The organism is Morganella morganii H1r (assembly GCF_000633515.1).
Lineage (GTDB): Bacteria > Pseudomonadota > Gammaproteobacteria > Enterobacterales > Enterobacteriaceae > Morganella > Morganella morganii_B.
Map to the genome: position 1 here is coordinate 113824 of NZ_AYMP01000024.1, position 25195 is coordinate 139018.

Annotated in this window: 20 protein-coding genes; 4 read left to right on the forward strand and 16 right to left on the reverse strand. The window is 52.3% G+C overall.

Annotated features, from left to right (window positions below; translation table 11 throughout):
• Positions 1-88: 88 nt before the first annotated feature.
• The 8 genes from U868_RS0114900 to dgt all read right to left on the reverse strand — a co-directional run bounded on the left by U868_RS0114900 (position 89) and on the right by dgt (position 12733).
• Positions 89-1474: an SLC13 family permease gene (locus U868_RS0114900; protein ID WP_025153989.1), complete on the reverse strand. Its 1386-nt coding sequence runs from the start codon at positions 1472-1474 to the stop codon at positions 89-91.
• 334 nt (positions 1475-1808) lie between these two features.
• Positions 1809-3107, reverse strand: a complete 1299-nt coding sequence (eno, locus tag U868_RS0114905; protein WP_004235956.1) for a phosphopyruvate hydratase — start codon at positions 3105-3107, stop codon at positions 1809-1811.
• A 73-nt stretch (positions 3108-3180) separates the two neighbouring features.
• Complete coding sequence (gene pyrG, locus U868_RS0114910) at positions 3181-4818, reverse strand: glutamine hydrolyzing CTP synthase (RefSeq protein WP_025153990.1); 1638 nt, start codon at positions 4816-4818, stop codon at positions 3181-3183.
• Positions 4819-5041: 223 nt separating this feature from the next.
• On the reverse strand, positions 5042-5830 hold the full coding sequence (mazG, locus tag U868_RS0114915) for a nucleoside triphosphate pyrophosphohydrolase (RefSeq protein ID WP_029991221.1): 789 nt from the start codon (positions 5828-5830) through the stop codon (positions 5042-5044).
• Positions 5831-5916: 86 nt separating this feature from the next.
• On the reverse strand, positions 5917-8151 hold the full coding sequence (gene relA / locus U868_RS0114920) for a GTP diphosphokinase (RefSeq protein WP_025153992.1): 2235 nt from the start codon (positions 8149-8151) through the stop codon (positions 5917-5919).
• Positions 8152-8160: 9 nt separating this feature from the next.
• On the reverse strand, positions 8161-9543 hold the full coding sequence (rlmD, locus tag U868_RS0114925; RefSeq protein ID WP_080694373.1) for a 23S rRNA (uracil(1939)-C(5))-methyltransferase RlmD: 1383 nt from the start codon (positions 9541-9543) through the stop codon (positions 8161-8163).
• Between the two features lie 348 nt (positions 9544-9891).
• Entirely contained in the window at positions 9892-11013 is a 1122-nt protein-coding gene (locus U868_RS0114935; protein ID WP_025153994.1) for a glutamate-cysteine ligase family protein, read from the reverse strand.
• Between the two features lie 208 nt (positions 11014-11221).
• Positions 11222-12733: a dGTPase gene (gene dgt / locus U868_RS0114940; RefSeq protein WP_025153995.1), complete on the reverse strand. Its 1512-nt coding sequence runs from the start codon at positions 12731-12733 to the stop codon at positions 11222-11224.
• Between the two features lie 115 nt (positions 12734-12848).
• On the opposite strand from dgt, the gene mtnN reads away from it, so the two are divergent.
• The 3 genes from mtnN to U868_RS0114955 all read left to right on the forward strand — a co-directional run bounded on the left by mtnN (position 12849) and on the right by U868_RS0114955 (position 15531).
• A complete protein-coding gene (gene mtnN / locus U868_RS0114945; protein ID WP_025153996.1) occupies positions 12849-13550 on the forward strand; it encodes a 5'-methylthioadenosine/S-adenosylhomocysteine nucleosidase in 702 nt (233 codons plus the stop codon).
• The gene (gene btuF / locus U868_RS0114950) at positions 13547-14353 is read left to right on the forward strand and encodes a vitamin B12 ABC transporter substrate-binding protein BtuF (protein WP_025153997.1); all 807 of its coding nucleotides are present in this window, start codon (positions 13547-13549) and stop codon (positions 14351-14353) included. Before mtnN ends, btuF begins: the two co-directional genes overlap by 4 nt.
• A 209-nt stretch (positions 14354-14562) precedes the next feature.
• On the forward strand, positions 14563-15531 hold the full coding sequence (locus U868_RS0114955) for a macro domain-containing protein (protein ID WP_025153998.1): 969 nt from the start codon (positions 14563-14565) through the stop codon (positions 15529-15531).
• Between the two features lie 50 nt (positions 15532-15581).
• Here the strand turns inward: U868_RS0114955 and U868_RS0114960 are convergent, their stop codons facing one another.
• The 6 genes from U868_RS0114960 to erpA all read right to left on the reverse strand — a co-directional run bounded on the left by U868_RS0114960 (position 15582) and on the right by erpA (position 22709).
• On the reverse strand, positions 15582-16436 hold the full coding sequence (locus U868_RS0114960; RefSeq protein WP_025153999.1) for a dimethyl sulfoxide reductase anchor subunit family protein: 855 nt from the start codon (positions 16434-16436) through the stop codon (positions 15582-15584).
• 11 nt (positions 16437-16447) lie between these two features.
• A complete protein-coding gene (locus U868_RS0114965; protein ID WP_004235968.1) occupies positions 16448-16990 on the reverse strand; it encodes a DMSO/selenate family reductase complex B subunit in 543 nt (180 codons plus the stop codon).
• A gap of 11 nt (positions 16991-17001) precedes the next feature.
• Positions 17002-19581 (reverse strand): molybdopterin-dependent oxidoreductase, encoded by a 2580-nt coding sequence (locus U868_RS0114970; protein ID WP_025154000.1) that lies wholly within the window; start codon positions 19579-19581, stop codon positions 17002-17004.
• A 32-nt stretch (positions 19582-19613) separates the two neighbouring features.
• On the reverse strand, positions 19614-20300 hold the full coding sequence (locus U868_RS0114975; RefSeq protein WP_025154001.1) for a TorD/DmsD family molecular chaperone: 687 nt from the start codon (positions 20298-20300) through the stop codon (positions 19614-19616).
• Positions 20290-21639 (reverse strand): radical SAM protein, encoded by a 1350-nt coding sequence (locus tag U868_RS0114980; RefSeq protein WP_025154002.1) that lies wholly within the window; start codon positions 21637-21639, stop codon positions 20290-20292. The genes U868_RS0114975 and U868_RS0114980 overlap by 11 nt, the downstream gene beginning before the upstream one ends.
• A 725-nt stretch (positions 21640-22364) precedes the next feature.
• Complete coding sequence (gene erpA, locus U868_RS0114985) at positions 22365-22709, reverse strand: iron-sulfur cluster insertion protein ErpA (protein ID WP_025154003.1); 345 nt, start codon at positions 22707-22709, stop codon at positions 22365-22367.
• Positions 22710-22948: 239 nt separating this feature from the next.
• Here erpA and hemL point away from each other — a divergent pair, with 239 nt between their 5' ends.
• The gene (gene hemL, locus U868_RS0114990) at positions 22949-24229 is read left to right on the forward strand and encodes a glutamate-1-semialdehyde 2,1-aminomutase (protein ID WP_025154004.1); all 1281 of its coding nucleotides are present in this window, start codon (positions 22949-22951) and stop codon (positions 24227-24229) included.
• 56 nt (positions 24230-24285) lie between these two features.
• Here hemL and U868_RS25995 read toward each other — a convergent pair whose 3' ends face one another.
• The gene (locus tag U868_RS25995) at positions 24286-24735 is read right to left on the reverse strand and encodes a hypothetical protein (protein ID WP_240182726.1); all 450 of its coding nucleotides are present in this window, start codon (positions 24733-24735) and stop codon (positions 24286-24288) included.
• On the reverse strand, positions 24732-25097 hold the full coding sequence (locus U868_RS0115000) for a tlde1 domain-containing protein (RefSeq protein WP_025154006.1): 366 nt from the start codon (positions 25095-25097) through the stop codon (positions 24732-24734). The genes U868_RS25995 and U868_RS0115000 overlap by 4 nt, the downstream gene beginning before the upstream one ends.
• Positions 25098-25195 lie beyond the last annotated feature (98 nt).

Here is a 25195-nt window from a genome sequence, read left to right on the forward strand (position 1 = left end):
CTTTGTTGCCGGTATAAAAAAACCCGCTGATAAATCAGCAGGTTTTCTGTTATGTACTTTACTGTCGTGTTTATTATCAGCGGTACCGTTATACCCAGAACAACCAGGCGAAAGCTGAGATCACGATAATACAGGCGATATTCAGCACACCACCGACCCGTACCATCTCGGACTGTTTAATAAACCCGGTCCCGAACACTATCGCGTTCGGCGGTGTCGCCACCGGCAGCATAAAGGCACAGGATGCACCGATACCGATAATCATGGTCAGCGCCATCACCGGCATTCCCAGGCCTTCTGCCACACCGGCAAAGATAGGAACCAAAAGCGCGGCACTGGCGGTGTTACTGGTGAACTCAGTCAGTACAATGATAAAGGTGGTGACAGCGATAATAATTACCAGCCAGCTGCTGTTACCAAAGGAGGTTTTCATCCAGTTTGCCATCACTTCACTGGCACCGGAATCTTTCAGGATCATACTCAGTGTCAGACCACCGCCGAACAGGAACAGAACGCCCCATTCAGTGTTATTCTGAATCTGTGACCAGCTGGCCACCCCGGTAATACCAATCAGAGCAGCGGCACTCAGGGCGATAATAGTATCGAAATCTTTAATTTTACCCAGCAGCTCACTCAGCGGCGCACTGCCGATCCAGCAGATAACGGTCAGACCGAAAATACCGAGTGTCAGCAGACGTTTTGGTGTCCAGTGAACCTGTTCCACTTCAATCTCAAAGCGGGCACCCAGTTTCGGACGTAACATCAGGTACATAATACCGAACATAATCGGCATCAGGATCAGTACCATCGGAATGCCGTATTTCATCCAGGTGAAAAAGTCCATTCCCAGCTGGTTTGCGGCAATAATGTTCGGCGGGCTGCCGACCATGGTTCCCAGGCCGCCGATACTGGCGCTGTACGCCACGCCCAGCAGCATAAACACAAACGTGTTACGATCGTGACGGATATCGAGGTTGCCGAGGATGCCCAGCACCAGCGGTAACATCATCGCTGCGGTTGCGGTGTTACTGATCCACATGGACAGCGCACCGGTCACACTGAACAGCAGGATCACTGCCGCCCATAAACGACCACGGGCAATCAGCAGCAGACGGTTGGCAATCAGGCGATCCAGCCCCTGAATATGCAGCGCCGTCGCCAGGGCAAATCCGCCGAAAAACAGAAAGATGGTCGGGCTGGCAAACGACTGCAATGCCTTACCGGCCCCCAGTAATCCGAGAAACACAGCCAGAATCGGGATCAGTAACGCCGTCAGCGTGACATGAATCGCCTCAGTCAGCCATAACACAGCGACGAATACCATCAGTGCCAGCCCGGCATTCTCTTTGTCGTTGTAGGGCAGATATTTCAGCAGCAGTATCAGCAGCACAATGTCCAGCGCCAGTATGACGAGTCCCTTTGTATTAAAAGAACTCAGCCCGGTGGATTGGGTGAGCGTTTCTGAAGCGTCCATGATAATTCCCTCAGTAGAATGAAACAGTATTCACGAAACCGATTGCTGTCATAGTTTAATAACCGGTGCCTTTGCGTGAATGCTAAAAATGTTAAACAATTTATCTTCATGTAAAATATAAAAAGTATTAATGACAAAATACATCACAAATCGTCCATTTTGCGATCTGAGGCAACAGAATAAGTAAAAAAACTTGTCATAGCATGACAAATGACCAGTTTTAGTCATTGAGGGAATGGATGAAAAACGGCGAAATATTCGTAAGGTAAGATAACGGGGTCATAAAAAAAGGTGTGTCCGCCGGACACACCTCTTTTAACATTCACAGTAACAATTACTGACCTTTGATCTCTTTGCGGCCGTGGAACGGAGCACGTTCGCCCAGCGCTTCTTCGATACGGATCAGCTGGTTGTACTTGGCAACACGGTCAGAACGGCTCATGGAACCGGTTTTGATCTGGCCTGCTGCGGTACCGACTGCCAGATCGGCAATCGTGGCATCTTCGGTTTCACCGGAACGGTGAGAAATAACGGCAGTGTAACCGGCGTCTTTTGCCATTTTGATCGCGGCCAGTGTTTCAGTCAGTGAACCGATCTGGTTGAATTTAATCAGAATGGAGTTAACGATACCTTTTTCGATACCTTCTTTCAGGATCTTGGTATTGGTCACGAACAGGTCATCACCGACCAGCTGGATTTTGTCGCCCATGACTTTCGTCTGATACGCGAAACCATCCCAGTCAGATTCGTCCAGACCATCTTCGATAGAGACGATCGGATACTCTTTGGTCAGCTCTTCCAGGTAGTGCGTGAATTCCTGAGAGGTAAAGGTACGGCCTTCGCCTTTCAGTTCATACATACCGGTTTCTTTGTTGTAGAACTCAGATGCTGCACAGTCCATCGCCAGGGTAACATCTTTGCCTAACTCGTAGCCTGCTGCTTTAACAGCTTCTTTGATGTCAGCCAGCGCTTCTGCGTTAGAACCCAGGTTCGGTGCATAACCACCTTCGTCACCCACCGCAGTGTTCATGCCTTTCGCTTTCAGCACTTTTGCCAGGTGATGGAAAATTTCAGAACCCATACGGACAGCTTCTTTCAGAGAAGGCGCGCCGACAGGCTGGATCATGAATTCCTGGATATCCACGTTGTTATCAGCGTGCTCACCACCGTTCAGGATGTTCATCATCGGCAGCGGCATAGAGTATTTGCCCGGTGTGCCGTTCAGTTCTGCGATGTGTGCGTACAGAGGTAAACCTTTTGATGCCGCAGCGGCTTTGGCGTTTGCCAGAGATACCGCCAGAATCGCGTTCGCACCGAAGTTGGATTTATTTTCAGTACCATCGAGGTCGATCATGATCTGGTCAACTTTCGCCTGATCTTTGGCATCCTGACCCAGCAGCGCCTGTGCGATCGGACCATTTACCGCGCCGACAGCCTTCAGAACACCTTTACCCAGGAAACGTGATTTATCACCGTCACGCAGTTCCAGCGCTTCACGGGAACCGGTGGATGCGCCTGACGGAGCCGCCGCCATCCCCACAAAACCGCCTTCCAGGTGTACTTCAGCTTCTACAGTCGGGTTACCGCGGGAGTCGATGATTTCACGGCCGATCACTTTAACGATTTTGGACATTAGGTTTTCCTCAGTACAAGTTAAATTTTCAGATAAGTAACCGGTACTTACGACCGGTCACTCACCTCACATCTTATTTTAGCAGACCTTTCTGGTTATCAGAGGCTGCTTTGACAAAACCTGCAAACAGCGGATGACCATCACGCGGGGTAGAGGTGAACTCCGGATGGAACTGACAGGCCACAAACCACGGATGGTTAGGGTTCTCAATGATTTCCACCAGTTTGTTGTCCACTGAACGGCCCGCAACCAGCAGACCCGCATCTTCAAGACGCTTCAGTAACATGTTGTTCACTTCATAACGATGACGGTGACGTTCAGTAATCGCATCTTTGCCGTACAACCGGCGAACCAGAGAATTGTTCGTCAGGTGGCATAACTGACCGCCGACACGCATTGTACCGCCGAGATCGCTGTCTTCGCTGCGGACTTCAATATTGCCGTCTTCATCGCGCCATTCAGTGATCAGCGCAACGACCGGGTACTTACAATCAGCATCAAATTCCGTGGAGTTCGCATCTGCCATACCGGCCAGGTTACGGGCAAAGTCAATCAGTGCCACCTGCATCCCCAGGCAAATGCCCAGATACGGAATGTTGTTCTCGCGGGCATAGCGGGCGGTCATAATCTTACCTTCCACACCACGGGAACCGAAGCCGCCCGGCACCAGAATCGCATCCAGACCCTGTAACAGCTCTGTACCGCGTGTTTCCACATCCTGAGAATCAATCAGTTTGATGTTCACAGTGACGCGGTTTTTCAGGCCGCCGTGTTTCAGTGCTTCGATAACGGATTTATAGGCATCCGGCAGTTCAACATATTTGCCGACCATCCCGATGGTGACTTCACCTGACGGATTGGCTTCCTCATAAATCACCTGCTCCCATTCGGAGAGATCTGCCTCCGGAGCATTAATGCTGAATCGTTTACAGATATAATCATCTAATCCCTGGGATTTCAAGAGGCCGGGGATTTTATAAATGGAATCGACATCTTTCAGGCTGATAACCGCTTTCTCAGGAACATTACAGAAAAGCGCGATTTTGGCGCGTTCGTTAGCAGGAATAACTCTGTCTGAACGGCAAATCAGCACATCCGGCTGAATACCGATGGATAATAATTCTTTCACTGAGTGCTGAGTCGGCTTGGTTTTTACTTCACCGGCAGCGGCCAGATACGGAACTAAAGTCAAATGCAGATATAAGGTGTGTTCACGGCCGACTTCTGCCGCCATCTGACGGATAGCTTCCAGGAACGGCAGTGATTCGATATCACCGACAGTCCCGCCGACTTCCACCAGCACCACGTCATGACCTTCACCGCCACGGATAATACGGTCTTTGATTTCGTTGGTGATGTGCGGGATAACCTGAATGGTGGCACCGAGATAGTCGCCGCGGCGCTCTTTGCGCAGGACTTCAGAATAAACACGTCCGGTAGTAAAGTTATTACGGCGGGTCATTTTGGTACGGATGAAGCGCTCGTAGTGACCTAAGTCGAGATCAGTTTCAGCGCCGTCGTTGGTGACGAAAACTTCCCCGTGTTGGGTCGGGCTCATGGTTCCCGGATCGACGTTGATGTACGGATCCAGTTTCATCATGGTGACATTGAGTCCACGGGCTTCGAGTATAGCCGCTAAAGAGGCTGCGGCAATGCCTTTACCCAGAGAGGATACGACCCCGCCGGTCACAAAAATATAATTAGTTTTCATGCTGAACCTGAAAGTTTAGGTGTAATAGATGATGGATATAACAGGACGGGAAAATAGTATACCCTAACCTTATTTTGGCGACAAATAATCTCGTCACCTCTTTTCGGTTATCCGTCGCTTCCGGGGCGGTAAAAACCGCCTTTTTACACTAACTAATCAACGTCTTACATTTTATAAAAAACTTTTCATTCTCCGGTAAAATCATTAGCTGAAAGCATTAAGCTTACCCCTCACGGGATTTAACATCCTGCCAACTTTTCTCCATTTCTTCAAGCGTTGCTGATTCCATCGTCAGCCCGCGGGCGGCAATATCGCTCTCCACCTGACGAAAACGGTCCTCAAACTTACGGCAGGCTTTTTGTAACACCATTTCCGGTTTATGTCCCAGATGACGGGAAAAATTAACCACCGCAAACAGTAAATCCCCCAGCTCTTCGGCCACACGCTCATCATTCACCTGCGGCTGATTCACTTCCTCCATCACCTCATCCAGTTCCTCATACACCTTACCGAGCACCGGCGGAAGTGTGTCCCAGTCAAACCCGGCAGACGCACAGCGTTTCTGAATTTTATAGGCACGCATCAGGGCGGGCAGTGTCGCCGGGATATCATCCAGCAGGGAATACTGTGATTTTTCAGCGCGTTCAGCACTTTTTCGCTGCTCCCAGCCGGCAATAGCCGCTTCCGCGCCGATCCCCTGCTCACGGGCAAAAATATGCGGATGACGACGGGTCAGCTTGTCACTGACGGCGGCGGCAATATCCTCAAAGTCAAAACGCCCCTCTTCTTTTGCCATCTGCGCGTAAAACACTACCTGAAATAATAAGTCACCTAACTCACCTTTCAGATCGTCAAAATCTGCCCGCTCAATCGCGTCCAGAACCTCATAGGTCTCTTCCAGGGTATACGGGGCGATAGTGGCATAGGTTTGCGCTTTGTCCCACGGACAGCCGTTTTCCGGGTCGCGTAACTGCGACATGATCGCCAGCAGGCGTTCAACTGATACAGACATGTGATTAATTCCTGAATATGATTTCCGGGAGTGATAAAAAAAGCAGACCGGGGTCTGCTTTTCAGTGTAACCGATTTCCGGCCGTTTTACTGCGTGTGACGTTTGGCCTCAATCACATCCGGCAGCTGGTTCAGTTTTGCCAGCACACGGCTGAGGGTCTGGATATTGTAGATTTCCATATCCATATCGATGGTGGCAATCTGCTGTTTTACATCACTGTGGCTGCGCACCCCGAGAACATTCACTTTCTCATTCGCCAGAATGGTGGTGATATCGCGCAGCAGACCGCTGCGGTCATTTGCCACCACCCGCACCACCAGGGAATAGCCGCTGGAGTAACTCGCACTCCAGACCGCTTCCACCAGACGCTCCGGTGCCTGTTCCTGCAATTCTGCCAGTTGTTCGCAATCCGCGCGGTGGATGGAAATCCCCCGGCCTTTGGTGATAAAGCCGACGATATCATCCCCGGGAATCGGCTGACAGCAGCGGGCAATGTGATGCATCAGGTTACCGACGCCTTCAACCACAATGCGGCCGCTGTTCTGGTGAGCCGGTGCCGGTTTGGCCGGCGGGGCTTTTTCCAGGGTTTTCAGCGCTTCACGATCGGCCTCTTCCGCCGTCGGTTTGTTCAGTTTGCTTTGCAGGAAGTTCGATAACTGGTTGATGCGGATATCACCCACACCAATACCGGCCAGTACTTCATCCAGCGAATGCACGTTATAACGGGCGATCAGCAGTTTTTCCGCCTCTTTCAGGCTGATATCCTGCGCGGCCAGTTCGTTGTCCAGCATCTGCCGTCCGGCAATAATATTTTTATCGCGATCCTGTTTGCGGAACCAGTTATGAATTTTGGCGCGGCCCCGGCTGGTGGTGACATACCCCAGGTTCGGGTTCAGCCAGTCACGGCTCGGGTTCGGCTGCTTCTGGGTGATCACTTCAATCTGATCGCCCATCTGTAACTGGTAACTGAACGGCACAATACGGCCGCCGATTTTTGCGCCGATACAACGGTGACCCACGTCACTGTGGATGTGATAAGCAAAGTCCAGCGGCGTGGAGCCGGCCGGTAAATCCACCACATCCCCTTTCGGGGTAAAGACGTAAACGCGATCATCAAACACCTGACTGCGCACTTCATCCAGCATTTCACCGGAATCAGCCATCTCTTCCTGCCACGCGATCAGTTTACGCAGCCAGGCGATACGGTTCTCGTAACTGCCGGTTTTCCCGCCGCCTGCAGTACCTTCTTTGTATTTCCAGTGTGCGGCAACGCCGAGTTCCGCATCCTCATGCATCTGACGGGTACGGATCTGAATTTCCAGGGTTTTACCCGCCGGCCCCAGCACCACAGTATGAATCGACTGATAGCCGTTCGGTTTCGGATTTGCCACATAGTCATCAAACTCATCCGGCAGATGACGGAAATGGGTGTGAACAATCCCGAGCGCGGCGTAGCAGTCCTGAAGGCGCTCCACCACAATCCGCACGGCGCGGACATCAAACAGCTCATCAAAGGAGAGCGATTTTTTCTGCATCTTGCGCCAGATACTGTAGATATGCTTCGGCCGTCCGTAGATCTCGGCCTGAATGCCCTCTTCTTTCATGTCGTTGCGCAGGGTCGTGACAAAGTTATCAATATACTCTTCGCGGTCAAGACGGCGTTCATGCAGCAGGCTGGCAATACGTTTGTAATCATCCGGGTGCAGATAACGGAAGCAGTAATCCTCCAGCTCCCATTTCAGCTGCCCGATCCCGAGGCGGTTCGCCAGCGGGGCATAAATATTGAAACACTCTTTGGCGGCCAGAACGCGCTCGTCCTCACCGGCATCTTTCACTTCGCGCAGATGGGCTATCCGCTCTGCCAGTTTGATAACCACACAGCGGAAATCTTCCACCATGGAGAGCAGCATGCGGCGGATGTTATCCACCTGCACCGAACTGGTTTCGTCGTTGTGGGTGGCTTTCAGCTGACGGATAGCATCCATATCCATCACACCTTTGACCAGCAGCCAGATAGCGGAACCAAAGGCCCCGCTTATCTCTTCCTCTCCGAGGATCTCCGCTTCGGCCAGCGGAAAAAGCAACGCTGCACGCAGACTGTCGAGATCCATACTGAGGGTGGATAAAATTTCCACCATCTCAATACCGCGCCCGAGCAACAGCGCTGCATCCTGATGTCCATCAACCTTCTGATGACAGTAATGCCAGACCTCTTCCAGTTTTTCACCCGTCACCGGGTTATGCAGCCCGAGGCTGTTAATCCAGTGTGCCGGGTCAAACTCACCGGCCGGTGTTAAATGCGCACTTCTTACCGCAACCATACATTCTCCCTACTGACTGACCGGTGGTGTCTTTGTGAAAAGCACCATCGACTCCAAATGGCCGGTTTGCGGAAACATATCCAGCATGCGGACAGCATTCCGGTGATACCCGGCACCATGCAGAACCTGACTATCCCTTGCGAGTGTTGTGGGATTACAGGAAACATAAACGATGCGCTCAGGGGAAAGCGCAACAATATGCGGCATAATCTCAGCCGCCCCGGCACGTGCCGGATCCAGTAAAACTTTGTTAAACCCGGAAGCCGCCCACGGCTCCCCGGTAATATCCTGCGACAAATCCGCGTGATAAAATGCGGCATTCGCCAGATTATTGAGACGGGCATTCTCCTGTGCCGTGCGGACCAGCGCGTCCACGCCTTCCACCCCGACAACCTCACCGGCGCGTTCCGCCACCGGCAGCGTAAAATTACCCATCCCGCAGAAGAGATCTAACACGCGATCGTGTTTTGTCAGCTCCAACCAGTTCAGTGCCTGTGCCACCATCAGCTCATTCAGGGCACCGTTCACCTGGATAAAATCCTGCGGGCTGAACTGTAATTTTAACCCGGCTGCCGCGTAATGCGGAGGGTACGGCGCACAAACTGCCACAGGCGGTACACCGGCACTGCCCTGCAGATAAAGCGCGGTATTGTGCTCAGCACAAAATGCCGTCAGTGCGGACACATCCGCGTCACTGAGCGGCGCCAGATGACGCAGCACCAGCAGCGGGCCGCTTTCGGTATCCGCCAGTTCCGCATGACCGAGTTCCGGTGCGGCGGCCAGAGACGACAGACAGCGCTGTAAGGGTACCAGCAATGCTTCCAGACGCGGAACCAGCACCGGACACTGTGTGACAGCGACTGTTGATTTGCTCTGCGCCTGACGGAACCCCATGGTCAGCTGTTTTGTTTTCGGGGAATACACCAGCGCCAGCCGTGCTCGGCGGCGGTAGCCGTACTCTTCCCCGCTCAGAACAGGAACCTCTCCGCACGCCTCACCCGTTTCGCGGGTCAGCAGATACGCGAGATACGCCGCTTTGGTTTCCCGCTGCACGGCAACCGGAATATGCTGCTGCTGGCAGCCGCCGCACTGCCCGAAATGACGGCAGGCCGGTTTGCGGCGTGCCGGGTTATCAGACAGGCGTTTCACCACGCTGCCTTTGGCATAATGGCGCTTTTCTTCCGTCAGCCTGACCTGTGCGGACTCACCCGGCATCAGATCCGGGATAAAAACAGTTTTTCCCTGAAGGCGGGCAATGCCCTGCCCGAGAGCATCGAGAGAGTCAGCGGTGACAGTGACAGTCCGGGACTGCCGCGGGGTCTGACGGGGCTGAGAATAAAATTGCGCCATAATGATAAAAAACGTTGTCTGTGAGAGCGGTGATTTTCCCATAAAGCAGCGTATTGACCAACGGATTCTTCGGGTACACTGCAAATAATACGTCATGAACCGGTAAAAAATGCGTGGCGCTGATTATACCATACTGCCGGATAGTGCCTCAGCACTATTTGTTAAAAGGATAAATGATATTTATCGTTACACATCAATGCTGCCGGTTTCATTATTTATAATGTCTGATACTGCACCACCCGCTGAATAATACGCAATATCAGCCGCTGATAAATAATAAATTTACATGAACTTACCGGTGCTGATTTTTTTGGCACAAAAAAAAACCGTTATTTAAAAAATAACGGTTTCAGGCCGGTAACAATAAAAATCTATCCTGATATAACAATGTTATGCATTCAGATCCGGCCACAATCCGCCAAAATGCATTAACTCCCCGCTGACCAGAAAACGGGTGATCATGTCATCCGCCGGCGTGATTCTGTTTGCCAGCCGTTCGCTGAGTAACTGCAGCCGCACCGCCTCATTCAGCAGGCCATGCTGCTCCAGCGCGCGCCGGGCAGCGTTCAGCAGTGTCTCAATTACGGTGGAGACAGTCAGGTCAGCAAACGGTTCACGGGCAATGGCATTAAAGCGGGCGTCCGGCTGCACACCGTAATTAAAGGCGATGGTGTCATCCAGCACCAGCCCGAGGATCCACGCGCAGAATGCGCCCAGCAGCGCCGGGTCCGGAACCGCATCGAATGCTTTGAATTCAATCCGCCCGTGCTCCCCTCCGTTACGTGCCGGATAAATAAAGTCATGCGGATACACCGCCGGGTTGGTCAGGAACCCTTTACAGGCCGGACGGTGACAACTGCGCAGTGCGGTACGGCGGGATAAACCGCCCCATAACTGCCCGTTTTCCAGCGGGCCGTTCAGAGAGAGTGCCACCAGATACGGCGCGAAAAAGGTCAGTTTTTCAACCGCATGCACAACACGGGTATCACTCATTTCCGGCACGGAAATATTGATATCCGGCCCGCAGGTCTGCATCACCAGATCCGCGTGGCGGAAAGCGGCATGCTCCTCACGGAACACTTTTTCCCACGCATTCAGCGGCGGATTAAACTGATAGCGCGGCGAAACCGGATGATAAGCACTGATTGCCAGCCCCAGCCCGCTCGCTTTCAGGCGCTCACTCAGCTGCACTTCAATGGTCTGCAGAGAATCCAGCGCCGCCGTCACCGATTCTGCCGGTGGCGTGCGGATTTCAATCCCTTTGATAACCTGGCCGGTGAGCTGACCTTCCGGCGAAAAACGCTCGTCGCCCTCAACATACCAGTAACCGGCTTTAATACCCGCATCCCCTTTATGCAGCGAGGCGTCATCCATCCCCGGGCGGTTATTCAGTGCAGGTGCCAGCTCTGACAGGGTAATATTATCAAAGGATCGAATACCGGCGGCACTTTTATTCCGGTACTGTGTCAGCCAATATTCAAATTCAATCCCGACCCGATACTCTTTTTGCATACGTGATATAATCCCGGTTAATACTTTTGGTGCAACGGTATAGCTCTGAAATGCATTCAGGCTGCGACAATATAATGTACAGATCCGCTACCGAATACAGTGAATCTATTTCAGCAACACCTGCGGATTAATCGTAGCAACAATTCCGGTAATATTGAACCGGAATTGTCAGGTCATTTGTGCGAAACTGCTGCCATTAATCAGCAGCTTACTGACAAACGGAGAAACGCCGGAATTCTTCGTAAGCGTAATGGTCGGTCATACCGCTGATATAATCCTGAATCAGCCGGGCGCGGTAATAAAATTCCAGGATGCTCTGCTCTTCCGGCGGTTTATCTGCCAGTGCGGCAACGGCTTCCCCGTAGGCCGCCCGCTGCTTGCGTGACAGCTTATGTAACAGCCGCGTTTCGATAAAATAGTGTTTGTGGAAGTTTTCACGGACCAGATCGGCGAAATCCGCCTGCGGCATCATTAACAGTGGCCGGTAAAAATCCAGCAGGCCGTTGATGATCCGGAACCCCTGTAATTCCAGCTCTTCCACTTCGTGATGGGTAAACACATACTTAAACGCGACCCGTTTCAGGGTTTTCAGCAGACGGTGCTCTTCGCTTTTGTCTTCCAGCAGCGCCTGATTGTAAGTGCCCGCAAACACCGCAGGCAGATGATCAATAAAGCGTTGCGCGGTGTACGGCACCAGTTTATTGGTGATATAAACCCGCAGATACATAAAAAACTGATCCTGCGGGCTGCGGTGATGACTGCGGGTAAGCGACTGGTAAGCCAGCTCAACGGTATCACGGAACAGGGCGGAATCCGCTGAGCCTTCCAGAGCCTGCCACTCCTGACGCAGATAGCTCACCAGGGTATCCGGGGTCAGAATACCTTTCTCCACCGCATCATCCAGATCAGCAATGCAATACGAAATATCATCCGCCGCTTCCATAATATAACTGAGCGGGAAACGGCAGAATTCACCGAGCTGTAATTCATCACGCAGCCGCTGAATCAGCGTATTTTCAGACCAGTAATAGCCCGGTTTCTTGGTGAGATAATCAAATTCCGCCGGCACCGGATCCAGCTGCCAGGCGGGACGGGTATATTTCAGCACACTGCCTATCTGGGCAAATGTCAGATTCAGTTTCAGCAGATGGTGTGCCATCCGCATTCCCTGGGCATTGCCTTCAAACTGACACAAATCCCGGCGCAGCTGGCGGCGCAGATGATCTGCCTGCGGCGAACCGGTCAGGCGCAGTGCGGTAATCTGACAATTATCCTCATCTCCGGTCTGCGGCTCACCCAGCAGGTTACTGAACCATTTCTGAATTGCCGCCTCCCCGAAATGCCCGAACGGCGGGTTACCGATGTCATGCATCAGACACGCCATTTCAACCACACTTTCAAACGCATCCATACGCTCATCCAGGCCGTATTCTTCCAGTTTTTGTGATTGTTTCAGCTGACTGAGGATCGTTTTGGCGATATAACGCCCGACCTGCTGCACTTCGAGGGAGTGTGTGAGACGGCTGCGGACGGCGGAATTCTGCTCCAGCGGAAAGACCTGGGTTTTCTGTTGCAGACGACGGACAGCGGCAGAATTGATAATACGGCCGCGATCACTTTCAAATGCCTGATTCACCAGAAACTCTTGTGCGGATCCCTCCGCAGAGGCACCAAACTGGCGGTGAAAATTCAGCTTCTTTTTAAAATCAATAACCGGCACATCGCCTCCGTCTTCTTATCCGCACGGGAAAAGACACCACCCGCCGGGATTCGGTGATAAACTGTTGCTAATCCGTTATTATGCAGTTCAATTTCTATTCAGGGAGTATGACATAATGAAAGTCGGTATCATAGGTGCGATGGAGCAGGAAGTAACCCTGCTGCGTGATCAGATTACCCACATGCAGACCCTCCGCCACGGCGGCTGCGAAATCTATACCGGTCAGATTAACGGTGTTGATGTTGCACTGCTCAAATCCGGTATCGGCAAAGTCGCCGCAGCGATCGGTACCACCCTGCTGCTGGAACTGTGCAGGCCGGATGTGGTGATTAATACCGGTTCTGCCGGTGGCCTCGCGCCGCATCTGAATGTCGGTGATATTGTTGTCTCCTCGGAAGTCCGTTATCACGATGCGGATGTCACTGCCTTCGGTTATGAACCGGGCCAGATGGCACAATGCCCGCCGGCCTTTATTGCCGATGCCGGTCTTATCGCACTGACTGAAAAATGCATTCAGACCCTCGGCCTGAATGCGGTGCGCGGCCTGATTTGCAGCGGTGATGCCTTTATCAACGGCGCAGAGCCGCTGGCGCGTATCCGTGCCACCTTCCCGTCAGTCGTGGCAGTGGAAATGGAATGTGCGGCTGTCGGCCACGTCTGCCATCAGTATCAGGTACCGTTTGTGGTGGTCCGCGCTATCTCTGATGTGGCGGATAAAGCCTCGCATCTCAGTTTTGATGAGTTTCTGCCGCTGGCAGCAAAGCAGTCGTCTCTGATGGTGGCGGAAATCCTCGCCAATATTGATTCGCTGAAATGATAAAACCAACATTGCGCCTCGCCGGACTGCTGCTTCTGCTGGCAGCCTGCGGGGCTCAGGCAGCGGCACAGCGGGTGATCGCCCTCTCCCCGTCACTGGCGGAGATGGCCTATGCCGCCGGTCTGGGGGATAACCTGGTCGGTGTCAGTGCTAACGCGGATTACCCGCCGGAAGCGAAAAACATCGAGCAGGTGTCCAGCTGGCAGGGACTGAACCTTGAGCGCATTATTGCCCTGAAACCGGATCTGATCATGGCCTGGCGCGGCGGCAACCCGCAGCGCCCGCTGAGTCAGCTGGAACATCTCGGGATCAACGTCGAGTATTTTGATCCGCGCAACCTTGATGAGATTGCGGATGATCTGGATCGCCTCGCGCCTTACAGCCCGCAACCGGCACTGGCGGAAAAAGCGGCTGCCGATATGCGCAGCGGGATTGACACCCTGAAAAACCGCTACGGCGATAAACCGGAAAAACGGATTTTTCTCCAGTTCGGTCAGAACCCGATTTTCACCGCGTCCGGCACCACACTGCAAAGTGAAGTGGTGACACTGTGCCGTGGTAAAAACGTGTTTGCCGACAGCCCGGTGCCCTGGCCGCAGGTTAACCGCGAGCAGGTACTGACCCGCAGACCGGACATGATCCTTATCTCCGGGGATAACCGCGAAGTGGAGAATGTAAAGCGCTTCTGGTCTCCGCAGCTTGATGTGCCGGTGATTACAATTAATGCCGACTGGTTCCAGCGCGGTACCCCCCGGCTGTTAAAGGCGGCGGAAGAATTATGTGAGAAAATAAATAACACCTGATATGAATATATTATGTTAGTCATATGCCGCTTATTATGCGGTATATTCTCTTTTTTTATTTTCTTATATTTAATTCAGTTTTCTTTTGTCATTATTACTTATTCTTTCCGCGACTATTCTTATTCCGTAAACCCAAGAAGATTCCGATACCCGTCAGCGCCGGAGCAGGCGACAATGTCACAGACTGAATAAAGAAACGGACTGTAACGATGATTAAATACCTCAAAGGTGATTTACTGAGATCTGACGCTCAGGCGTTAGTAAATGCCGTTAATTGTCAGGGCATTATGGGAAAAGGAATTGCCTATCAGTTCAAACTGGATTATCCGGTAAATGCACGCGCCTATGAAGCCTTATGCAAAGAAAATAAAATAAGTGCCGGTCAGTTATCAGTAACGGATGAACACGGCCGCATAATTATTAACTTCCCGACCCGGAATCAATGGGATTCCCCTTCCGGTTATGAATTTATCGAAAATGGTCTGCGCGAACTGAAAGCCCTGATTAAAAAGCAGGGACTGAAATCCGTGGCTATTCCGGCACTCGGCTGCGGCAGCGGCGGGCTGGAGTGGCGTCAGGTGGATAATCTGATCCAGACACATCTCGGTGAATTAACGGATACCGACATCATAATCTATCCGCCGGTCAAATATATTGATGACAGCATCAGCCCGCATCATGTGCTGGTCTGGTGGATTGATAACTGCCTGCTGATCCCGTCACGCTACAATCTTTATATTGCCCTGTATATTTTGCAGCGCCTGAACGGCATGACACTGTTTACATTCAGCGGCACCATCAGCAGGCTCTATTCCGATGATGTTGATCGCTATGTGAATGATCTGCGTGACCGGATTGCGCATTACGGTCTTGATTTTAATACCGTGATCGATGTGCAGATTAAGCTAAACCGTGAACACCCGGAAAACCCGCTGCCGGTCTTCGATCACTATCTCAACCGGGTCATGGGATCACTTAATCCGCTGACCTACAGCGATCAGTCTCTGCTGCTGGCAATGATGATTGACGGATTATTGCAGGGTAAGGGGATCAAAGAGATCACCACCATTCTGCGTGAGCGCTATCAGGCGCGTGATATTGATTTTGTGTTGTTCCAGGCGAAAAACGGCGGCCTGCTGAAAGACAATATCTTAGGGGATGTCATTCTGACCCGCTGATAAAAAAATCCGGACGTGAAAGCGTCCGGATTTTTGTTTCGTACAACGCATTACGCGCCGAGTGAAAAGAACACCACACGCCCGACCGCTTCACCGGCAAATACACAGATGGCAGCCAGAGCCATCATCAGTGTGCCGTGAGTGACCTGTGCATTTTTCTGACACAGCAGACGACCGGCAAAGAACATCCCCAGCCCGATCAGCACCACACGGATGATATTCAGGTTCAGCAGCCCTTCCGGCATAACACGCGGAGTCATCCCGGCGTAGATTGGCTCACCGATATTGCCGAGCAGTGATAATGCGCCCAGCAGCATCAGCAGCAGTCCGGTCACACCGGCGGCGAGGGAAATCTTCACCACACGCTGAATCAGCACATCCTCACGGGCAAAGCCCAGTGCCGTCACCAGCAGCAGACCTGCGATCATCCCGCCGGTCAGCAGCACCGTACCGAAGAATCCGGCATAGGTAAACAGCCCGCCCCACAGGTTAAACAGGGTATTCGCATACAGTGCGGACATGGCATACATATACACCAGCCCGGCCGCCGCACTTAACAGCAGCAGGAAACCGTTCACCTTCTGTTTTAACAGCAGCAGCGCGACACTGAAGAACAGCAGCGCCATATAAATCGCGGTCGCCCAGACTTCACGGCTCATCCATGAGGTCGAGACGTGCAGCATGGTGTAAAACATATGGAACGGATTCCCCATATGGAACAGGGAGCCGAGTAATCCGACACAGCCCAGCAGGAAAGAAGCAACCAGCGGAACACGCACCCATTTCATCGCAGTGCGGGCATCCGTACAGCCGAACAGACGGAAATAACAAAGTAACGTGATCACCAGACAGCCGACCGAAGCCTGCATAAATAAGGTGAATATAACAAGAGGCAGTTCATGCATGATCATTCTCCTTATCCTTTGGTGCCGACAACCAGGTTCGGCCGGGTAATGGATGAGCTCGGCAGGCCGCCGATATCGGCATTGGTGCCGTATTTTTTGCGCAGTTCGCTGATCAGGCCGAACTCAATGGCGCGCATCGGACAGGAATCCACACACATCGGATTGCCGCCCTGCTCCCGCAGATCCAGACAGGTATCACACTTGGTCATCATGCCGATCGCCGGATCAAACTGCGGTGCTTCATACGGACAGGCCCAGGTACAGTAGCGGCAGCCCACACACTTATCATGATCCACCAGCACCACCCCGTCCTCTTCCCGCTTATGCATCGCGGTTGTCGGGCAATGGCTGACGCACTGCGGATCGTCACAATGGTTGCAGGCAATGGAGAGATGCCAGCGGCGCGGGCGAGGATATTCCCCGGCCTCGATATCATACACCCGGCGGAAATTACGCCCGACCTCGAGATCGTTCTTATCCTTGCACGCCACAACACAGGTTTTGCACCCGATGCAGGCGGCGACATTTATATAAAATCCAACTTGGTTATCCATGTCTGTGCCCCTTATCCGATAATCCGCTGCGGCAGACGCGCATCGTCAGTTAATTGCTCACCGTGCCATTTTTCGATATTACACAGCATCGTGTTCCACCCGGAGGTGCCCAGTCCGGTCGGTACCTGAATGGTCAGGGTGTTATCCGCCCCGGCCATATCAATCCCGGTGGTTTCATCCACATTGGTCCAGCTGCCGTGCGGCAGTGCAACCACCCCCGGTTTCATGGTCTGGGTCACCAGTGCCGGACGCAGAATTTTGCCCTGCGGGCTGGTCACAAGGACGGTTTCGCCCTGTTTAATATCCAGACGTCTGGCATCGGAGGCATTAATGTAGATCGGGCTCGGCCACTGCTCGCGCAGCCACGGCACGTTATCAAGGGTACTGTGTGAACGGCGCAGATAGTGCGGGTTATAAACCTGGAACGGATAATTCCCTTTCTCTTTTTTGCTGAAATCCTTAAAGCTGGCTTCATAACCACTGGCTGACGGGATGTATTCGGCGATCGGCGGTAATTCTGTCCAGCCGCATTCTTTCGCTTTCTCCACCAGGGTTTCGCAGTAGATTTCAAACTTACCGCTCGGCGTCGGGCGCGGATTCGCTGCCGGATCGCGGATAAAGTCCTCATACGCGATATAGCCGTAATTATCATCCGGGGTGCGCTCCACCTGATACTTCCCTTTGGTCAGGAATTCATTCAGGGTGATGCGCCCTTCCTGCGGCGTGCCGGTTACCTGCCACTCATCAATATCCGCCTGAGTGATGGTAAACAGCGGCGATTTGGTGACACCATCCTCAGTAATAATGGTTGCACCGTTGAGTTTATTGAAGAACTGCTGTTTTTCGGAGATCGGGAAGATCTCATCCACATTGACACCCAGGCGTTTACCCAGCTCTTTGGCGATCCACTGGTCGCTTTTCGCTTCATACAGCGGCTGAGTCACATTCACCGCAGCAATGATGACTTCACGGTTACTCGGGTTAAGAATGGTACCCTCGCGCTCCCACTCGGTTGTCACCGGCAGGATCACATCGGAATATTTTGCACAGGTATGCGGGACATACGCTGCGGTTGCGATAAATTCCACGCCGCTGCGGTAAGCCTCGATTCCCTGCATAATGTTGGCGCGGGTTTGTAAGGTGGCGTTAAACGGATGAAAAATCATCTGAATATTGGCATCCACATCCCCGACACCGCGCTGACGGAATTTTTTCTCCAGCAGGGCGCGGTTCAGTTCATTGTGGTTGATTTTCAGACTGACCGGGTTTTTCACTGCCGGTAAGCCGTTCGCCCCGGCCATCACCAGACGGGTACCGTTGTTCCCGGCGGCATAGTGACAGCAGGCACCGGTCATGCGGCCCGGGCGGCCCATATGGCCGGTCATAAACCCGAGTGTTGAGAATGCCTGAACCCATCCCTCACCATTATGAATACGCGCCGGTGCCCAGCCGGTTAACAGCGCCACGCGCTGTGTGCCGCCGATCTGACGCGCCAGTGAGCGGATGTCCGATGCGGAAATACCACAGATATCCGCCGCCCATTCCGGGGTAGTCGGTTTGCCGGTGTAAGTACCAAGCAGATAATCCTTGAAGTTTTTCTTCGGATCCGCCCCTGACGGCATATTGCTCTCATCAAAACCGACGGTGCAGCGGCGCAGGAATTCCCAGTCGATCAGCGGATTTTCCGGGCTGTCCATCTCCAGCAGCGCATGCATGATCCCCAGAGCAAGCGCATGGTCTGTCCCCGGATTGATCGGATACCAGTCCGCATCCATCAGCTCTGCGGTGGCGGTATAGCTCGGGTCGATACTGATAAAACGCGCCCCGGCTTTTTTCGCCTGATAATAGTTATAAGTCGGGCTGCCCGGGCTGGACCACGCCGGGTTCGCACCCCACATCACAATCAGCTGTGAGTTACGCATATCAAAACGATCATTGGTGCCGAAGGTATAGAATCCCTCCAGCAGCCCCAGATGGGCCGGGGTTTCAAACCACGCGCCCCAGGAGGTGGTGCCCCAGTCGCCGGTAAAGCCCCCGGCGGCGGAGAACACACTCTGGAAATCCGTGCCGTTGCCGCCGGTGACCCAGAGAGACTCATTGCCGTATTGTCCGGTGATACGTTTGGTTTCGGAGGCCACAATATCCAGCGCCTCATCCCAGCTGATACGCACCCACTGGTCACGTCCGCGCAGCGTTTTGTCCCCGCCGCCCGGTGCCCAGTTTTTACGTTTCATCGGGTATTTCAGGCGATCGGCCCCGAACACCTGTTTACGCTGGGAACGGCCGCGCAGACACCCGCGCTGCTGCGGGAAATCCGGGGAATCCGCCACCACATCATCGGTTTTTTGTCTGACCACCACACCATCGGCCACCAGTGCTTTGTTAACACAGCGCCCGCCGCAGTTATGCCAGCAGGCGACAGGTTTCCACTGCCCTTTCGCGGCAGAGGCTGCCGCCGGGGTGGTTGGTGCCGGTGCCGGGGTGGCCGCGTGAAGTTGTCTGCTTAACGGCAGTGCCGCCATAGCGGATGCCGCCGACGTCCATTTCAGAAATGAACGGCGGGTTACGCCGGTTTTCTGTCTGTCTGACATTGCTCTTACCTCATCATCAGGTTTTTAAATTATTATTGTAAGTTTATTAATTCATTGATTTTTTTATAATCACTCCGGACAAAGACTTCCAGAAGTGTGCTGAGTTGCCGGTAAAATGCGGTTTCCGCGTGATTATTCAGCTCACGGCAAAACGGCGTGATAAACGCCAGCAGATGTGCCTGCATAAAGTCAGAAGAAACCGCCAGCGGCGCAGTGATGCGCTCACACATCACCTGTTCGTGGTCAAGCGCCTGTGACGCCTGTTCACTCAGCTTCCAGAGAAAATCAAGCTCATAGCCGATGTGATCCGCCGCCTCATACTCCGTTTCCGGCAGATGAAAACCGTTCTGCTGATAAAAGGTTTTCACATTCAGAGTACTTTCCTGAAACAGCAGTTTGTCGCGGGAGACATAAACCGACTCCCACGGCGGTGCAGGCGGCGATTCCGGCCCGATAAACAGGCGCGTGAAATCCCAGTGCAGCGCCTCAAAATCAGATGCCCCCTGTTTAAGCATGCGGGTGTTCAGATCATCCTGCATGGCGTCGAGTGCATTGCGCATGGCGGGCAGTGCGTCATCTGCCGGAAACAGTGACAGCCCCTCATCACGCAGATAAACCAGCAGTTCCTCTGTCGGTTCGTCCGTCAGCAGACGGCGCAGGACGTCATAAGCAAACTGACGCGCATACAGATAATCCGGGTCCCGGTTATCACTGTTCACACATACCTCCGTGGATATCGTCGGGCGAAAATTCAGCGGGCGTGGTGAATTCCACCCGCACTTCTTTAATCAGGGGATTGCCCTGCTCATCGGCTTCCGCAATGTGGGATGTCAGCAGAACAGGCAGTTCAGGGATGTCTGCCAGGCGCATAATCGATTCAGGATTGAATTGTAAAAAACCGTGCAGGAGATCTTCACGGAACGGAATATCCGCCTTACGCAGCGCAGCCGCAACGGCAGCGCAGTCCTCACCGAACACCTTGGCGCTTTTGAAAAAGTAATCACGGGAAGAAAACAGGTAATACGGTTCCGTGCTGAGAAACGCATTGCTCTGATACACCTGGCCGGTGTGTTTGTTTTCCAGCGAGCAGTAATGGACACCAACGGAAAGCTGATTTTCGAGGGCAAACTTCAGCACCCGCAAACAGGCAAGTTCACTGTCTGCCACCGCCAGCCCGCCGGCGTACCAGTAGTTGTAATAGACTTCATAAGGCGGATTTTTCAGGGCAAAGCCCCGTTTCTGATAGGCCGGGCTGTTGGTCAGCGGGAAACAGAATTCCAGCAGATTGATGCCGTCCACGCCGATAGCATCCAGTTTCAGCAGCAAATCATACATCTGCTCCTCACTGCCCGGGATCACCGGCATTTCCACCATCACATCCGGGAAAATCTCCCGCGCCAGCGCTATCCGGCTGAGAACCTTTTCAATTTTCTCAGCCGGATCATCAATTTTGATACTGAAACGTACCTCTTTCAGACCGGCTGCCGCCAGTGCCAGCGCGGTATTGCGATCCAGCGGATCACCGGCGGTATACAGCCGGGTATGAACGCCGGGCAGTTTCGCCTGTACCGCCTCAAAAAAACGGATGCTTTCCTGACGGAACAGCAGCGGCTCACCGCCGGTCAGCGCAATATGGGTAAGCGGATAGCCCTCTTCGGCAATCGCATTCACTTCACCAATAGCATCCCGCATCTCATGCTGAAAACCGTCGTAATTTTCCTGATTCGGATTGAAGCAGAAATAGCAGTCGCGGTGACATTTCAGGGATAAAAACGTGGTGTAACTGCCCTCGCCGGTGCGGCACTGCACACAGGCGGATGACAGCCAGCGGCTGTGGATGCTTTTACCATTATTGGCAAACACCGCGCCCAGTGCTTTCACCTCACGGCGCAGCGCCTCCGTTTCGGCCTGACGCCGGCAGGGTGATTCAAAAGGCAGTCCGTACTGTGCAATGGCCTGCTGTGTCTGTTTTTCAATCGCGGAATAGCGTCTGACATACCGCTGTAATGCCGCATTATGTTGTAAAACCGGGGTCTGTTCTGTCAGCGGGTAAATCATGGCAGATTCCTTAACGTACACGGCCGGAAACGATCCGGCGGGTATCACAGGCTGAGATAAAATAGTCCGGTATATCCCCGCATTTATTTTTCATATTTTCAGACGTGATGAATGTAAACAGGTAATATTTTTATATGTTCAGTGTAAATCAGTGGGATACAGACATATTGCGCGGGATCAAGATGAATTCAATCTTGCGTTATAAATAATAATACATAGCGATGGATATTATCAATCCTGACTGAGCATAATAACCGCCGAAAGACTTAAATATAAAAAGCGTTATAAATCAAATAATAAGTTATCTTTTATTACTGCGTGATCGTGGTGAAAATGAGCATGATATTTAATAAATCATGAATTTAAACCTTATCTGATAATAAGTGTATTCTGACTGAAAAGTGTTAAATCATATTTTTTTGTTTCATTTTATTAATTCATCAATTTATCTGACAAATAATAAGGATATTACCCCGGAATATAGCAACGCTGTCACTGTTTGCGTGTCCGCTTTTTAGCCGGAGATCCCGGTTTTTACTGCAACGCGGAATAAAATCACATTACGTGACCGATTTTCCCTGCACAAGGCCGGATATAAACAATTATCCTCTTTTTCTTTATGGATACAGGCTACAGGTCATCACCCATTTTTCTTCAGCAATACTTATCGGCATAAAAAAACGGGCGCTTTCCGAGCGCCCGTTTTTTTGTTATCTGCGGATACGTCAGATACTGAAAGAAGAACCGCAGCCACAGGTTGTTTTGGCATTCGGGTTGGTCACGATAAACCGTGAGCCTTCCAGCCCTTCGGTATAATCGACACAACCGCCGACCAGGTATTGCAGGCTCATCGGATCAACCACCAGCGCCACGCCTTCTTTCTCGATAGTCATGTCGCCGTCATTGATGGCATCATCAAAGGTGAAGCCATACTGGAAACCGCTGCAACCGCCGCCGGTGATATACACACGCAGACGCAGGTTCGGATTTTCTTCATCCGCGATTAAGATTTTTACTTTTTTAGCTGCCGCATCAGTAAATTGCAGGGGCATTGCTGCATCATCGCTCATTTATTACTCCAGACTGGCCGCGACCAGTAAACACACGCAGAAGCTGACCGCTTCCGGACACTACTGCTGATTATCCACCACCTCCGGCAATCGTTCAAGTTTCGTCACACAGAAAGCACAGTGTCCACACTATTGATAAGGATATAGTTATCATGAGGATAATGCGATAAGTTGGATTCACCGCCGCTCTCCTTTACAATAGCGGCAATTTCCCGCTCACCGACTGACAGGAGTCCTGCATGAGCCGTTCTGAAAATCTCTATACTGAAGCACAACATTTTATCCCGGGTGGCGTGAACTCACCGGTTCGTGCCTTTAACGGTGTCGGCGGTACACCGCTGTTTATCGAGCGCGCCAACGGGGCTTATATTTATGATGTCGATGGCAAAGCCTATATCGATTATGTCGGCTCCTGGGGGCCGATGGTACTGGGGCATAATCACCCGGCCATCCGCACCGCTGTCATCAAAGCGGTGGAAAAAGGGCTGAGCTTCGGCGCACCGACTGCTGACGAAGTGGAAATGGCGAAATTCGTTACCGAACTGGTGCCGTCCATGGATATGGTGCGTATGGTAAACTCCGGTACCGAAGCGACCATGAGTGCGATTCGTCTGGCGCGCGGCTATACCGCCCGCGATAAAATCATCAAATTTGAAGGCTGCTACCACGGGCACGCAGACTGCCTGCTGGTCAAAGCCGGTTCCGGTGCACTGACCATCGGCCAGCCGAACTCACCGGGTGTACCGGCAGACTTTGCCAAACACACACTGACCTGTACCTACAATGATCTGAATTCTGTCCGTGAGGCATTTGAAAAACATCCGCACGATATCGCCTGTATCATTGTCGAACCTGTCGCCGGGAATATGAACTGTATACCGCCGTCAGCGGACTTCCTGCCGGGTCTGCGCGCCCTGTGTGATGAGTTTGGCGCGCTGCTGATTATCGATGAAGTGATGACCGGCTTCCGTGTCGCGCTGGGTGGTGCTCAGGCACATTATGATGTTGAGCCGGATCTGACCTGTCTGGGTAAAATTATCGGCGGCGGAATGCCGGTGGGTGCTTTCGGTGGTCGCGGTGAGATCATGGAAAAACTCGCCCCGACCGGCCCGGTTTATCAGGCAGGAACCCTGTCCGGTAATCCGATCGCGATGGCGGCAGGTCTTGCCTGCTTACATGAAATCGCCCAGCCGGGTGTGCATCAGCGCCTGACCGAACTGACGGATATGCTGGCAGACGGCCTGTGCGAAAAAGCCCGTGAAGCCGGTATTCCGTTTGTGGTTAACCATGTCGGCGGCATGTTCGGCCTGTTCTTTACCGATGCACCGGCGGTCACCTGCTATCAGGATGTGATGAACTGCGATGTTGAGCGCTTTAAGAAGTTCTTCCACCTGATGCTGCAACAGGGCATTTACCTGGCACCATCCGCCTTTGAGGCCGGATTTATGTCTGTTGCGCACAGTGACGAAGATATCCGCAAAACCATTGATGCAGCCGCTTACGCTTTCTCAAAACTGTAATACTGCATAACCCGTCACGCCCGGCATCTGCCCGGGCGTTTTTGTTTATGACTGCCTCAGAATTCCCGCTGCTCTGTCAGCCAGCCGTTAAAGTGCACCGAGCACTCCTCTTTGTCAGCCAGTCCGGAGGCGATAAAGATATTCTTCTTATTCTCTTTATTCACATACGTGATCCGTAAAACCAGGTTATACGCCGGGTTAGCGGAAAACAGTTTCTTATAGGATTCCGGTGAGCTTTTGGATTTGTCTGTCAGGGAATCATAGGTTTCCTGCGCAAGCTGAGAAATCAGCAATTCCCCGGCCGGTTGAGCAGACAGAATTTCTGTTTTGGTTTTGCTTTCATCAATCTGTTTCAGATCAATGTGAAGCGTATGCTCCATCACTATCTGCATTTCCCGGTCAACCGAGCGGCCGGGTTTGCTGCATTCACTGACAACATCCGGTGCGGCAAACAACGGCGTACTGACCAGCGCTAACAGCAACGGTGATAAATATTTCAGTTTCATTCGACAATCAGCTCCGTATCACCACTGTCCACGATTTCTTTTCTGCGGGATTTTATCAGCACAATACAACCGGTGGATGCCGTCCCGGGATTACTGACACTGTCTCCGTGGATCAGGAATCCTGCCCGGCCGCACATATCATTACCGGCATCCGGCGTTAATCTCAGGGTATAGGCACCGGCCGTGCTGTGGGTGAACGGCGCGCCGATGGTGTATGTTCCGCGCGGCAGCGGTCCCTGATTCGCTCTGCACTCATAAGCAGAATCATTTTTGTACCCTTCCGCACCAGCGTATTCCGCATAAAATTTATGTACACCGTCCAGTGAGAATGCCCGTGTTGCAACATCATATTTCCATGCCATTTATGAATATTCCTTATCCGTTAAAAGCAATTATCATGATATAAATTTTACATTTTAAAAATCATAAGAATAATAGCACCAGAAAGATAAATTAACAG

Excerpts from the sequence above, each read along its gene's own strand:
- U868_RS0114900 (WP_025153989.1), bottom strand. The coding sequence starts at position 1,474 with ATGGACGCTTCAGAAACGCTCACCCAATCCACCGGGCTGAGTTCTTTT.
- eno (WP_004235956.1), bottom strand. The coding sequence starts at position 3,107 with ATGTCCAAAATCGTTAAAGTGATCGGCCGTGAAATCATCGACTCCCGC.
- pyrG (WP_025153990.1), bottom strand. The coding sequence starts at position 4,818 with ATGAAAACTAATTATATTTTTGTGACCGGCGGGGTCGTATCCTCTCTG.
- mazG (WP_029991221.1), bottom strand. The coding sequence starts at position 5,830 with ATGTCTGTATCAGTTGAACGCCTGCTGGCGATCATGTCGCAGTTACGC.
- relA (WP_025153992.1), bottom strand. The coding sequence starts at position 8,151 with ATGGTTGCGGTAAGAAGTGCGCATTTAACACCGGCCGGTGAGTTTGAC.
- rlmD (WP_080694373.1), bottom strand. The coding sequence starts at position 9,543 with ATGGGAAAATCACCGCTCTCACAGACAACGTTTTTTATCATTATGGCG.
- U868_RS0114935 (WP_025153994.1), bottom strand. The coding sequence starts at position 11,013 with ATGCAAAAAGAGTATCGGGTCGGGATTGAATTTGAATATTGGCTGACA.
- mtnN (WP_025153996.1), top strand. The coding sequence starts at position 12,849 with ATGAAAGTCGGTATCATAGGTGCGATGGAGCAGGAAGTAACCCTGCTG.
- btuF (WP_025153997.1), top strand. The coding sequence starts at position 13,547 with ATGATAAAACCAACATTGCGCCTCGCCGGACTGCTGCTTCTGCTGGCA.
- U868_RS0114955 (WP_025153998.1), top strand. The coding sequence starts at position 14,563 with ATGATTAAATACCTCAAAGGTGATTTACTGAGATCTGACGCTCAGGCG.
- U868_RS0114960 (WP_025153999.1), bottom strand. The coding sequence starts at position 16,436 with ATGCATGAACTGCCTCTTGTTATATTCACCTTATTTATGCAGGCTTCG.
- U868_RS0114965 (WP_004235968.1), bottom strand. The coding sequence starts at position 16,990 with ATGGATAACCAAGTTGGATTTTATATAAATGTCGCCGCCTGCATCGGG.
- U868_RS0114970 (WP_025154000.1), bottom strand. The coding sequence starts at position 19,581 with ATGTCAGACAGACAGAAAACCGGCGTAACCCGCCGTTCATTTCTGAAA.
- U868_RS0114980 (WP_025154002.1), bottom strand. The coding sequence starts at position 21,639 with ATGATTTACCCGCTGACAGAACAGACCCCGGTTTTACAACATAATGCG.
- erpA (WP_025154003.1), bottom strand. The coding sequence starts at position 22,709 with ATGAGCGATGATGCAGCAATGCCCCTGCAATTTACTGATGCGGCAGCT.
- hemL (WP_025154004.1), top strand. The coding sequence starts at position 22,949 with ATGAGCCGTTCTGAAAATCTCTATACTGAAGCACAACATTTTATCCCG.
- U868_RS25995 (WP_240182726.1), bottom strand. The coding sequence starts at position 24,735 with ATGAAACTGAAATATTTATCACCGTTGCTGTTAGCGCTGGTCAGTACG.
- U868_RS0115000 (WP_025154006.1), bottom strand. The coding sequence starts at position 25,097 with ATGGCATGGAAATATGATGTTGCAACACGGGCATTCTCACTGGACGGT.